The sequence below is a fragment of the Fuerstiella marisgermanici genome (genome assembly GCF_001983935.1).
Taxonomy (GTDB): Bacteria; Planctomycetota; Planctomycetia; order Planctomycetales; family Planctomycetaceae; genus Fuerstiella; species Fuerstiella marisgermanici.
Genome location: NZ_CP017641.1, coordinates 6660144 through 6672928 on the forward strand (window position 1 = coordinate 6660144; position 12785 = coordinate 6672928).

Annotated in this window: 12 protein-coding genes; 7 read left to right on the top strand and 5 right to left on the bottom strand. The window is 56.4% G+C overall.

Annotated elements, in window-relative coordinates; genetic code table 11:
• Positions 1-77: 77 nt before the first annotated feature.
• Complete coding sequence (locus Fuma_RS25020; protein ID WP_077026525.1) at positions 78-359, top strand: antitoxin Xre/MbcA/ParS toxin-binding domain-containing protein; 282 nt, start codon at positions 78-80, stop codon at positions 357-359.
• Between the two features lie 9 nt (positions 360-368).
• Here Fuma_RS25020 and Fuma_RS25025 read toward each other — a convergent pair whose 3' ends face one another.
• The gene (locus tag Fuma_RS25025) at positions 369-1637 is read right to left on the bottom strand and encodes a PQQ-binding-like beta-propeller repeat protein (protein ID WP_077026526.1); all 1269 of its coding nucleotides are present in this window, start codon (positions 1635-1637) and stop codon (positions 369-371) included.
• A gap of 121 nt (positions 1638-1758) precedes the next feature.
• On the opposite strand from Fuma_RS25025, the gene Fuma_RS35435 reads away from it, so the two are divergent.
• From Fuma_RS35435 to Fuma_RS25050, 5 genes are all read left to right on the top strand, one after another.
• Positions 1759-1917: a hypothetical protein gene (locus tag Fuma_RS35435; protein ID WP_158521120.1), complete on the top strand. Its 159-nt coding sequence runs from the start codon at positions 1759-1761 to the stop codon at positions 1915-1917.
• A gap of 337 nt (positions 1918-2254) precedes the next feature.
• Positions 2255-5644 carry a DEAD/DEAH box helicase gene (locus Fuma_RS25035; RefSeq protein ID WP_077026528.1) on the top strand — a complete coding sequence of 1130 codons (3390 nt, stop codon included), beginning with the start codon at positions 2255-2257 and terminating at the stop codon, positions 5642-5644.
• 186 nt (positions 5645-5830) lie between these two features.
• Positions 5831-6103, top strand: a complete 273-nt coding sequence (locus Fuma_RS25040; RefSeq protein ID WP_145944368.1) for a MoaD/ThiS family protein — start codon at positions 5831-5833, stop codon at positions 6101-6103.
• 2 nt (positions 6104-6105) lie between these two features.
• Positions 6106-7221, top strand: coding sequence for a WD40/YVTN/BNR-like repeat-containing protein (locus Fuma_RS25045; RefSeq protein ID WP_077026530.1), 1116 nt, complete (start codon positions 6106-6108; stop codon positions 7219-7221).
• A gap of 37 nt (positions 7222-7258) precedes the next feature.
• Positions 7259-7951, top strand: coding sequence for a DUF2461 domain-containing protein (locus tag Fuma_RS25050; RefSeq protein ID WP_077026531.1), 693 nt, complete (start codon positions 7259-7261; stop codon positions 7949-7951).
• Between the two features lie 51 nt (positions 7952-8002).
• Here the strand turns inward: Fuma_RS25050 and Fuma_RS35440 are convergent, their stop codons facing one another.
• The gene (locus tag Fuma_RS35440) at positions 8003-8149 is read right to left on the bottom strand and encodes a hypothetical protein (RefSeq protein WP_158521121.1); all 147 of its coding nucleotides are present in this window, start codon (positions 8147-8149) and stop codon (positions 8003-8005) included.
• Positions 8150-8342: 193 nt separating this feature from the next.
• Between Fuma_RS35440 and Fuma_RS25055 the strand changes: the two genes are divergently transcribed.
• Positions 8343-10166, top strand: a complete 1824-nt coding sequence (locus tag Fuma_RS25055; protein WP_077026532.1) for an IS1634 family transposase — start codon at positions 8343-8345, stop codon at positions 10164-10166.
• Here the strand turns inward: Fuma_RS25055 and Fuma_RS25060 are convergent.
• The 3 genes from Fuma_RS25060 to Fuma_RS36010 all read right to left on the bottom strand — a co-directional run bounded on the left by Fuma_RS25060 (position 10140) and on the right by Fuma_RS36010 (position 12784).
• On the bottom strand, positions 10140-11264 hold the full coding sequence (locus Fuma_RS25060) for a DUF1501 domain-containing protein (protein ID WP_083732307.1): 1125 nt from the start codon (positions 11262-11264) through the stop codon (positions 10140-10142). The two genes, Fuma_RS25055 and Fuma_RS25060, sit on opposite strands and share 27 nt — an antisense overlap.
• 195 nt (positions 11265-11459) lie before the next feature.
• Complete coding sequence (locus tag Fuma_RS25065; RefSeq protein ID WP_218922294.1) at positions 11460-12572, bottom strand: DUF1800 domain-containing protein; 1113 nt, start codon at positions 12570-12572, stop codon at positions 11460-11462.
• 32 nt (positions 12573-12604) lie between these two features.
• A complete protein-coding gene (locus Fuma_RS36010) occupies positions 12605-12784 on the bottom strand; it encodes a hypothetical protein (protein WP_218922295.1) in 180 nt (59 codons plus the stop codon).
• Position 12785 lies beyond the last annotated feature (1 nt).

Genomic DNA, 12785 nt, shown 5'->3' on the forward strand with positions numbered 1-12785 from the left:
GGTTTATGGATGATGGAGGTCGTCTCCCACGAGCGCGTACAGTCCACAGCAAAAGGGAAACTGCTATAGCCGCTTGCGTGCAGTTGCAGATCGAAATTCCCGATCGAACTCTGGCCCGGCGAAAAGATGGTTCACCTGAACCATTCATGCCGGGGCAGTCAGAGCAACTTATCAGGCTGGTGCGAGCTATGGATCGGGCGACTGAAGTGCTCGAAGATCCGGACAAGGCGCGCGCATGGATGATGCAGACCAATGTTGCATTGAACGGCGAACGCCCGCCTGGCCTGCTGGGCACCAGCGTCGGTTTCGAAGTGGCCCGCGACGTGCGGCATCACGTCGATTACGCGGGCAACGGCTAAACCAACGAATCAGTCAACGACAAGGCACGCCGCTTCCTCAGTACTACGGACGTAAATTCGGCCGTTGCTGAAGGCTGGTGTCGACCAGCATTTGCCATCGACGGCTTTGATTCGGCCGAGTTCTTCGTACTCATCCGGCCTGGCGGATACCAGCACGACTTCTCCGGCATCCGACAGCACGACCAGTTTGTCGCCGACCAGAATGCAGTTGCCGGGTCCGAAGCCGCGCGTCGACCATTTGATTTCACCGGTCTCAATTTCGACACATTGCAGCGGGGCGTGGCCGTATTTTTTGAATTCGAAAATACCGTACAGATGCCCGTCCAACGCCACTGGCGTGCTCCAGTGATTCATCAGCTTGTTCTGCTTGAACCATAGTTTCTCTGCCTGCTGATCTTCTGAAATTTCAACAACCTGAGAACCCACGCTGTAGCCCGCTGAACAGAATACGCGATTTCCGGCGACAACAGGCGACGCGGCCGTCGACACGCTGAATGGAAAGTCTGTTCGCCACAGTTCGCTGCCGTCTGTCGGCGACAGGGAAACAAGTCCAGACTTCATGAAAAAGATCAGCTGCTCAGTTCCTGCGATGTTCGCCAGTCGCGGCGTCGCGTGAGTGATCGTGTCGTCGCCGCTCTTCCAGGCCAATTCACCGTTGCCTTTGTTGAATGCAAGGAAAGTCTGACCGGCTCCGCCTCCGCCGACACAAACGGTGTCGCCCACCACTACAGGTGACGTTGCGTTCAGCCACTTGATCTGGCGACCATCGTATTCCGCCATGATATCATGCTTCCAAATGACGTCGCCTGTTCCGGCGTTCAGGCACGACAGAACCAGGTGTGAGTCGTAGACATACACCAAATTCCCATCGACGGTCGGTGTCGAACGAGGTCCGTCGCCGCCCTTGTTGTCTCGCGTTCCGGCGTTACCGCCATCGTGGCCGTATTCGCTTTCGCGGAATGGAACGGCCCACAATTCTTCGCCCGTGTCGGCATTCAGCGCGACGCAGACTTCACGTTTTTCAGCCCCGGCGACGTCGCGGGCAACCAGCGTAAAGGCGCGTCCGTCAGTAACGGCAAATGAACTGAACCCCATTGGCGTCGGAGTTTTCCACAGCACCTTTGGCGGCTTCGCTTTCCAGTCTGTTTGGTTAATCGATTCGCTGGAAACACCATCACCCAGGTCGCCACGATACTGCGGCCAATCGGCAGCTTCCACCAGCCAGGACGAGGTGACAGTCAGGATTGCGAACAGGATCGTGTGAAATTTGTGTGGCATTGGAATCAGCGCAAAAAATAATCGTGTGTTACTTGTAGAAACGGACAACCCAAATTGCCGCCCGGAAAGACGGCCGTTGGCGGCGACTTCGGATTGTACAGGGTTTCGCCGCAGGACGAAAATGGGACAAACACCAAAGAAGTTCGAACCCAAAAATCGTCGCAGGTTTATTATGCAGCGCATCGAACAGCAGTTGCAGCGTCGTCAGTTGCTGCTGGCCGTGGATGACAGTTCGTTCCTGCGTCGTCCCGGAAGGAATAGGAATCTGCGCCTGCTGTAGAACGTCCGGTCCTGAGGGATTCGGCCAATTTGACTGGCTGCGGGAAGGTCGAGTCGCATACAACCGAAATTTTGCGTCTTCCTGCTGCAGGAATTTCAGCGCCTTTCGCAGCCTTGTGGCCGCGGGGCAGTGTTTTTTATTAGCAGAAGGGCTGGTCCCGCGAGCCAGGAGCGTTTCAAATAATTGGTGCACTGCTTTGGTGAGCGAGTGCTTGCAATCGGATGTCTTGTTAAACTTGTGATAGAAGTTGTCACCATCACGTAAACTAACGCGGCCTCGGGTAGAGATCGAAAAACAGGCGAACGAAAGTCTTCTGCAACGAAAGGAATCGTCAATCATGGCATCGAAACGTAACCCGGGCCTCGACAAGTCTTCCGTGGCCGCGATAAAAGCACTGCTTCAGCGGAACGGGGACATCAACCCGTTTCTGGCGGCTGCATTCGGTGACGATGCAGATGACTCGGTCGTTAACCTGTGGGACGATGCCCGCAATAATCTCACGCCTGCGGAACTTGTGGAAGAATTGCTTTCCGCAGCCACTGCATGCTACAGTTGCCACAAGCCCGCACTCCGGCAAAAAGCGGCTCTCACTACGTCGACAATCAAGTTTGAGGACATCGACCCCGAGGCGTTCATTGACGCATGGGTGATTGTCAACGCCGGCAACAAACGGCGTGTGGAATTCGAATTTGATCACGACGAGCGCACGTTCCACTCCGTATGCTCGTGTCACAAGCAGCATTGCGTTCACAGCGCTCAGTTGATGATTGAAATCATCCGGCAGTTGAAACAGCCCGGATCGGAACTGTTGACCGCGATCCTTGGCGAAGACCATGCCCAGGACGAGCAACAGCAGTTGCAGAACCAGACACTTAAAATGCTGCAGCAACTCACGCGCACAAGCCCGGCCGAAACGGTGAGTCTGGACGAACTTCCTGCAGTGAAGGCGGAACGAGTTGTCTGGAATCTGTCAATCAGCAACGACTACGATCGTGTGGACGTTGAGTTGAAGCCTGTCAAGCAGCAGGAAAAAAAGACTGGTGGCTGGACCAAGGGGCGCGAAGTCGGTCTGCAGACGTTTTGCGACATGTCGAAAGATCTATGGTCTGCAACGGATCGAGCCATCGATGCTAAGATTGAGCGGACGTCATGGTATCCCAACTTTCAACTGAAGCTTGAAGACGCGCTTCCGTTGCTCGCCGGAACCGAAAGTTTTCAGCTCAACCGTAAACCTGCGCACCTCGAAATTCGATCGTTTGAAGTTGTCGTTTCTGATGCCGAAGAAGGCTGGAAACTAACAACGTCTCCCACGGAACTCGAAAAGCAATGGGGCGGTTCTGATGAAATTCGGACGATTCAGACGCAGGGTGGCATCCTTGTCGATGGCGAGTCGGCTGGTCGAGTGGCATGGTTTCCGGCGTCAAACGAGGCCATTGGGCTGCTTCGGCATTTGCGGACCAATCAAATTATCTTCACCGAAGATCAGCGTGACGAGTTGCTGGCAGAGTTGACGGTTCTGCAGAGTTCGTTCCCGGTTTCATTGCCGGAATCACTCGGTGGTGAAGAGATCCCCGAAGTCACCGACCTCTGCCTGCTTCTGCAGATGAAGAAGACGGGGACTCTGGACGCCACCGTTTGTGTACGAAATTCACAGAAGACGCTGATGCTGCCCGGTGAAGGCCTCATCCGCCGCCACGACAAGCACGACGGCAACCCCGTCCAATTAGTCCGAGACGCTCAGGCCGAACGAGACCAGGCGGCTCAGATCGCAAAGCAACTCAACCTTTACTCCTTCCAGCCGACTCGTGAATGGACCTGGCAGATCGACGATCCGGAAGACGTGGTCAGCCTGCTGTCGGCGTCCAGCGAACTCGTCAACGACAAGTGCCTTACCGTCATCTGGCACAAAGCGTCCGCTCAACAGTTCAACATCATTGGCAGTCTCACCACCGCCAACGTGAGTGTGAGGGTTTCCAAACAGCGAGACTGGTTCGGGGTGAATGGCACGTGCAAAATCGGCGATCAGGAAATTCCACTGCAGGATTTGCTGCACGGTCTGCGAGCCCCTTCGATGCTGTCCGGTTTTGTCGAAGTCGAACCTGGTAAGTGGGCGGCCATCGCTGACGAACTGAAAGCCACGCTGCAACGACTGGCCGATGTCACCAACAACAGTCGCGGCAAACTGCAGATGGATTCGTCCGCCGCGATGGCGATGTCAGCGATCGAAGAACAGGCGCTGAACATTGAAGCCGACAAGGCGTGGCAGAAGTGCATGAAGAAGGTGCGGTCGATCGAAACGATCAACCCCGATCCACCGGCTTCCCTCGACTGCGATCTGCGCGACTATCAACTGGCCGGTTTTCGCTGGATGTGTCGTCTTGCCGAATGGGGCGTCGGAGGAATTCTGGCCGACGACATGGGACTCGGTAAAACCGTGCAGGCCCTGGCAGTTCTGCTGCAACGCATCGAAAGCGGACCGGCTCTGGTCATTGCTCCGACATCGCTGGGCTTCAACTGGGAACAGGAATGTCGACGCTTCGCACCGTCGCTGACGCCGCGTCTGCTGCGAGATGCAAACCGCACAGAACTGATTGAATCCGTCAGCGAAGGCGACGTCATCATCTGCAGCTACGGCCTGGCTTTGCGTGAAACCGAACTGCTGCAAACCGTCAACTGGGGCACACTGGTCCTTGATGAAGCTCAGAACATCAAGAACAGCAACGCCAAAACGGCAAAAGAAATTCGCAAGCTCAAAGCCGACTGGAAAGTGGCGCTCACTGGCACGCCGATGGAAAACCATCTGGGCGAACTGTGGAGTATCTTCCGAGCCGTCTCGCCGGGAATTCTTGGTCCGTGGGAACAGTTCCGCAAAAAGTTTGCGGCTCCGATTGAAAAGGACAACGACAACGAACGTCGCCAGGCATTGTCCCGCGTGATTTCGCCATTCATTCTTCGGCGAGCCAAGTCGGAAGTGCTTCAGGATCTGCCGGAACGTTCCGAAACGAACCTCATGATCGAACTCACGCCGCAGGAACGCCAGCGTTACGATCAGGTGAGACTCGCCGCCATCGGAGAGCTCGACGACCTGGGTGTCGGCGGTGATCTGGCCAGCGACCAGCGTTTTAAAGTTCTGCAACTGCTGACTCGGCTGCGTCAACTGTCCTGTCACGTCAAGCTGGTTGACGAAAACTGGGACGCCGGTTCGTCCAAGCTGAAGATGCTGATGCAGCAGCTGGAAGAACTGAAATCCGAAGGCAGTCGGCCGCTCATCTTCAGTCAGTTCACATCACATCTGGCACTCATCAAAGAAGCGTGCGACACTCACGGAATCAGCTATCAGTATCTCGACGGCCAAACGACACCAAAGGCGCGGCAGCAGCGAGTCGAAGCGTTTCAAAACGGTGAGGGCGATGCGTTTCTGATTTCGCTGAAGGCGGGCGGCACGGGATTGAACCTCACGGCGGCCGACTACGTGATTCACATGGATCCGTGGTGGAATCCGGCCGTTGAAGACCAGGCCACCGACCGAGCTCACCGGATCGGCCAGACGAACCGCGTGATGGTCTACCGCATCATCGCCAGGGACACGATCGAAGAACAGATCCTCAGCCTCCACGAAGAAAAACGCGACCTCGTGGAAGGCGTGCTCAGCGGTTCGGAAGCAAGTGCGAAGCTCAGCACGGAAGAACTTGCCGCTCTGATCCGCAATCAGGGTGCTCCTGTGTGATGCGACTTCGTGCAAACGCAGGCCCTGTCAACCGCACCGCCACCGACGTGAATTCGGAGGCGGGTGGTTGTTGGCGATTAACTCCGCCGTGAGCTGCCAATTGACAACTCACGCCAATCGTTTGCATGTCTGCCGGACTGCTGGAACAATCTGAGTGTTGTCGTCCGCTTCACTTTGGTCGTCGTCATGAAAACCCGGCTTCTGATCCCTGCTGTCCTGCGAAAGTATTCGAACGACGAGTTGGAAATCAGCTTTGACGGAGACACGGTTGGTGAACTGTTGAGGCAACTCAAACAAGTCAATCCGGCTGTGTATGGTTGCATCTGTGACGAAACCGGGCGGATGCGGAAGCACATCAATTTGTTTCTCGACAATAAAATTCTTCGCCGCGACGACTTTGACAGGAAGCTGGAACCCGGCGTCGTTGTTTCCGTTTTTCAGGCTGTTTCGGGAGGTTGAAGATGGCGGATCGAGTGGTGTTGGTGATTGGAACGAAGAAGGGTGTGTTCGTGGCCGAATCGTCCAGCGGACGCGGGCGATTCGAACTTCGTGGCCCATTTGGCGAAGGCGTCGGCGTTTATACGACGATGATTGATGCTCGCGGCAAAACACCACGCGTGTACGCATCCAGTTGTAACCCGTTCTTCGGCATGAAGCTGTTGTGTTCGACCGACGTCGGTAAGAAGTTTCGAGAAACAAAGTCGGCACCGACCTTCGCCGAACAGGACGGGCGAGCCCTGGCAAACATCTGGTCTCTGGAGCCCGGCGAAAGTAAGAAGGAGTTGTGGTGTGGAGTCGAACCGGCTGCGCTGTTTCACAGCACCGATAACGGCAACTCGTGGGAAATGGTGAATGGCATCAGTAACCACAGGCACGCAAGTGAATGGCAGCCAGGCAACGGTGGTCTGTGCCTGCACACCATCGTTCGCGAAAATGGACGAATGCACCTTGGGATTTCGACGGGTGGTCACTACGTCAGTGATGATCAGGGCGAATCGTTTGAAGCGGCGAACGATGGCGTCGGAGTCGGGTTTGCTCCGGACCCGTTTCCGGAATTCGGTCAGTGCGTCCACAAAATTGCAGCAACGCCTCAGGTGCCCGGCCGCATGTACATGCAGAACCACGGCGGCTGGGCCGACTGGCACGGCCCGGGCGGATCCCGACCGAATATCGGTGTGCTGCGAAGTGACGACCATGGTCAGACGTGGCATTCGATTGCTCAGGGTTTGCCTTCTGACTTCGGGTTTCCGATTGTTGTTCACCCGGAAGACCCGGACATGGTTTACGTCATGCCGCTGGAACCGATGACTCGGACGTGTCCCGGTGGAACGCCCGCTGTGTGGCGCAGCCGCAACGGAGGAAAGTCATGGCGAAGACTTTCCAAAGGGCTGCCAAAACGTCACAGCTACTACACCGTACTGCGAGACGCAATGACGATCGATACGCTGAAATCACCCGCTCTGTATTTCGGCACAACAACGGGCCAGCTATGGCTCGGTCGAGAAAGCGGCGACGAATGGAAGTGCGTTTTCGATTCACTGCCTCCGATTTACAGCGTGAAGGTCGCCGTGATCTAAAGATCGGCTGTGGCCGCAGGACAAAAGAAATCTATCAATGAAGACCACGTTCACCGGCTTTCCTGCCGCCACGATGAAGTTCCTGAAACAACTTCAGAAGAACAACAACCGTGACTGGTTCGCGGAAAACAAACCTCGCTACGAGTCCGACGTGCTGGAACCGTCGCTGGCGTTTATCGAAGCGATGCAGAAGCCAATGGCGAAGTTGACGGAATGTTTCGACGTCGTGCCGAAACGCGTTGGCGGTTCTCTAATGCGAATCTACCGCGACACTCGGTTTGCAAAGGACAAGACTCCGTACAAGACCAACGTCGGTATCCACTTCCGCCACATGGCAGGCAAAGACGTGCACGCACCGGGCTTCTACATTCACATTGAACCGGGCGATGTATTCTTGGGTGTCGGCATCTGGCACCCGGATTCCACGTCGTTGGCGGCCATTCGAGAACGCATTGCCGACGATCCGGCCCGCTGGAAGAAAGTCCGCGACGGCAAAGCGTTTCGTACCACATTCAAACTCGCCGGAGATTCCTTAAAACGTCCGCCGCGCGGTTACGACGTCAACCACGAGATGATCGACGACCTGAAACGCAAAGACTTCATCGGTGTCGCAAAGTTGGCCGCCAAAGAGATCGAACATCCTGATTTCGTAAAGGACACAGCGAAATCCTTCAAAGCCGCAATGCCCTTCATGCGGTTTCTGGGCAACGCCATGCACCTGCCGACGTAGTGGTCTCGTCAGGCTGAGTTTGCTTCGGCAGATTGCATACTGGAGGTAGCCTTAACGTGATGAGACCAAAGCCAGTTTTTCGAATTCGCCACCGACAACCTTCGTCGGAGAAATCTGGAGCCAGTCTTCCAGCAAGGTCGAATAGACTTGACGGAAGTCGAACTGCATCTTGATGTCTCCGTCTTCGAGATCCGTCATGTCCGGAGGTGTTCCGACCAGTCCTGCGTTAGCCCAACTTCCCCAGCAGCGGCACAAAATGTGGTTGCAGAGAATTTATTTGGCGTGTTTTTGTTATCGATTTTCCGAAAGTCCAGCGTTTGAAATCTGAAACACGATGTAGTGACGACCTCTGATCTGGCCGGTCAGAGATCGATCGGTAGCATTTGCGATCATGTTCATTCGCCAATGCCATCGAATCAAAAACGGTCGTCGCCACGCCTACTGGGCGCTGGTCGAATCGTATCGCTCGGCCAGTGGGCCGCGGCAGCGGGTGGTCGCGTGGCTGGGGAAGCTTGACGAAGCCGGTCGACTGGGCGTCCATCAGGCGGCGGAAGTTTTGGCCGGTAGCGATGAGGTTGCACCCGGTGTCACCGCTGATCAGTCACAACCGCTCAGTCGACAGATGCGATTCGAGTTCGATGATGATGCGTCTGCCGTGACTCCGCGATGGGTCGAAGTCAACGCCGCCGGAGTTCGTGTGGAAAACCTGCGACAGTTCGGCGGGCCGTGGATGGCTCTGCACCTGATTCGCACGCTGCAACTGGATACGTTCCTGAGCAACGCGATCCCTGAAGGTCGTGAACTGGTCGGCTGGGATGTGAGTTCGCTGATTCTGATCATTGCGCGGCTGCTCGAACCTGCCAGCGAACTCTTCACCGCCGAACAATGGTATCCGAAAACGGCACTGCGGGATCTGCTCGGCGTGAGCGAAGAACGTGTGAACGATAATCGGCTGTACCGCACACTCGATCAGCTGCTGCCGCACAAGGACGCATTGGAAACGCATCTGAAGAATCGCCTTGGCCATCTGTTCGATCTCGAATACGACCTGCTGATGTATGACGTCACCAGCACTTACTTCGAAGGTCAGGCCGAACGCAATCCGCTGGCTCAGCGTGGCTATTCGCGCGATAACCGCAGCGACTGCAAGCAGGTCTGCATCGGGCTGGTGGTGTCTCGATGCGGAATGCCGCTGGGATACAAGGTGTTTGCCGGCAATACGGCCGACGTTACTACCGTGGAACACATCGTCGAAACGATGGAAGCACGCTACGGGAAAAGCGATCGCATCTGGGTGATGGATCGCGGCATGGTGTCGGAAGACAACATCGAATTCCTGCGCGAAGGCGGTCGACGCTACATCGTCGGCACTCCCAAATCGATGCTGAAGAAGTTTGAACACGAGCTGCTGAAGGAAGACTGGACCAGCATTCGCGATGGCCTGGAAGTCAAGGTCGTGCCGTGGCCCGGCAGCGACGATCCGGATGAATCGGAAGACTGCAACACATCGCCGGAGACATTCATCCTGTGTCGCAGTCGCGATCGATCAATGAAGGAAGAAGCGATCACACAGCGCTTCGAAAAGAAGATCGAAGAGTCGCTCATCCGCATGACGGCGCGGTGCGATAAACAGAAACGCGACCCGATGAAGGTCGAACGTGAGATCGGCCGGCTGCTCGGAAAGAACACTCGAGCGGCAAAGCTCTTCGACGTGAAAGTCACGAAGACAGATGACGGGGCCGCACGCATCGAATGGTCAAAGATCGAAGCTACGCGTGACTGGGCGACTCTGAGTTCCGGATGCTATCTGCTGCGAACCAATGTCAGCGACTGGTCCGACGAAGAACTTTGGAAGGCATACATCCAACTGACCGAAGCGGAAGCCGCGTTCCGAATTCACAAAAGCGATCTTTCGATCCGCCCGATCTGGCATCAGAAGGAGGAACGTGTTCTGGCACACATCTTCGTGTGTTTTCTGGCATACGTCCTGTGGAAGACGCTTGGTCAGTTGTGCAGCAAAGCAGGGCTGGGCGACGAACCGCGCCGTGTGCTTGCGGAGCTGTCGGAGATCCGTTCGATGGACGTCGTCCTGCCCACTCGCACCGGCCCGGAGATCCGCACCCGCTGCGTGTCAAAGCCCTCCGACCATCAGCAGATTCTTCTGGAAAAGCTGAGCCTCAAACTGCCCTCAAAAATAATCCAAAAGCAAATGTAGTGGAAACTTCTGGCCGCTCACCCCACAAAACACTGCCTTCGTGACTCGAGTTGGGGAAGTTGGGGTAGCTTTCGAACCCATCACGAAGACCGGACCTGCCGTGCCGTGGTCGGTGCCGAGTGATGCGTTTTCGGCAGCTCGGCGACCGAACTCACTGAAGCACAGTGTCAGAATTCGGTCCGACAGGCCAGCAGAGTTCAGGTCGTCCTGAAACGCCTTCAACGCGCCGCCGAGCTCGTTCAGCAGGCGTGAATGACTCGGTAGCTGACCAGCGTGCGTGTCGTAGCCGGATTGAATGGCGTAGTAAACTCGCGTTGAGAAGCCGGACTTGATGAGTTGAGCGATCGAGCTGAGTCGCCCCGCGAGTTGAGTGTCTGGGTAAGGCGCTCCGTCGCGGGATGCGGAGCCAGCCACTTCGTCAATCAGCGCGGCGGTGCCTCGCGCGTCGAGGGATGCTCGGCGAGCGAACGCCAACAGGTCGTCGTTCGGGTCAACGTTGGGGGTTTTCGGGGTGAGTTTGCCCCGCAATTTCAGGTCGCCAAGGTGGGCCAGTGAAACCGAAGTGGACCGTCGGCCTCGCAAAGCCACGGGAGGGCTTTCGGTTCCAAGCAGAACGGAATCCGCGGCGCCACTCGCGTTGGCTTCGCGATGTTCGTCCATTGCTCGCCCCAGCCAGCCAAAAGACTTGTGATCGTCGCGATCGAACCGAGCCGTCTGCCAGATCGCCATGCTGACATCGTGCGACCGGTTCGGATTGGGATAGCCGACCCCCTGAACAATTGAGAACTGCACGTCATCCAACAGATCCGCCAGCGGCCGCAGTGAGCGGTGCAGTGCCACTTCGTCATTCACTTTGGCCAGCCGGTTCGTCTTCAGTTGCAACTCTTTGCGGTGCTGCGGGTAGCCATCATTGGCAAACGGCACGACGGTGTTGATTCCGTCGTTGCCTCCGTCGAGCTGCACGACGACAAGAATGCGTTCGTCGTTATTCTTCGCTGAAGCATGCGCGGCAGGGCGCAGAAACGCGGGAATCGCCGGGGCCATCGCAATCAGGGACGACTGGCGCAGAAAGTGTCGGCGAGTTGAATTGAGGGGCATTTCCAGGGTCCTTCAAAAGTAGCAATCATCGCTCCGCGTGATGAGGAGCGCACAAGGCCGGTTCAAGTCATCTCATTTGTCGCCCGGATCGTGTGTCTTCTGAAGTTAGAAACTCTTTCGTCCGGACGACACTGAATGTCGTTTGTGACCGCTTTCCGCGCCGATCGTCACGCGGAGCGATGACGGCGACATTGGCTATCCCAAGAATGCTTCCGGCGACGACAAGACCGCTGTCACCAACTGATTCGGTTCTTTCTTCAATGGCTTCATTCCAGTAGGCAGTTCTGAACCCAGCAATACCTGGGGTAACAACTTTTCAGCGCCAACGTTGTGTCGTTCCGCCAGCACCGCAGCATCGAACGGCGTGCGCGACGAATGCAGCTCTCCGTTGATCAGTGCCGATGCGAAGTTGGCTCGACCTATGATGGCTCGACTGGTCAGCCAGGATCGACCGCCGGGCCAGCCGAACACATTCGGAGGGTTGAACAGATCCTGACCGAGATTCGCCGTCGTCTCCGCCAGCAATAGCGTACTGGGCAATGGACTGTTGATTTCGAGACAGCGGATCAGTCCGACAATGAATTCGACGGGACTGAGAACTCGGTTACGGATGTTGCCCGCAGCGAAAAAGGCTTCGCTGCGAAGGACCGTTTCGATGGCCCAGCCGATGTCGAGATCGTGTTCGACCAGTCCGACGGCCAGTTCTTCGACCAGCGAATCCTCACATGTCGACTCGCCCATCAATAGTTCACAGACTCGGAACGCAATGCGCCGCGGAGTCGCCGAGTGCTCGAGCAGCAGTGTCACGAAGTCGTCGCCGTTCCACTTGCCGGTCTGGCCGAAGATCGTCTTCTCACCGGCATCATGTCGTTTCGCAACGTTGAGGAAATCACCCTGCTTGACCGTCCAGCCGGTCAGCGCCCGAGCCGCCTCTTTGATGTCCTCTTCCGAATAATTGCCGACTCCGAGCGTGAACAGCTCCATGATTTCACGGGCGAGATTTTCGTTCGGGTGTTCCTTACGGTTGGCATCTGCATCCAGCCACACCAGCACCGCTGGATCATGAGCCATTGATCTCAGCAGATATTCGAATCGTCCGGCCGAGTGTTCTCGCAGGGAATCATTTTGCCGGCGCATCATGCCAACGTCCTGAACTTTGATGTTGCTGGTTGCGAAGTGATTGTGCCACGCCAGAGTTAGCCGCTCGCGCAGCGGGTTTGGCGTTTTCAGCATCCGGTACAGCCACCACGCCTTGAGTCGATTGATGTTGCTGGAACCGACTGCGGCGTCGCAGATAACCGACGACATCTGTTCGAACTCGGAATCTTCGATCTCACTCGTCAATCCGGCAACGACGCGATCAACTGCCGCATCCGATCTTCGCTCAGGTCGCGTTGCAGTTCGGACCACGTCGCACCGAAACCGGCCCGGCGATGCAGATGCCAGACTCGCCGCAGATTCCATGGTTCGGAATCCGTCGGTTGCCAGCGACTGAGCGATGATGTCGAGAGCGGCAACATC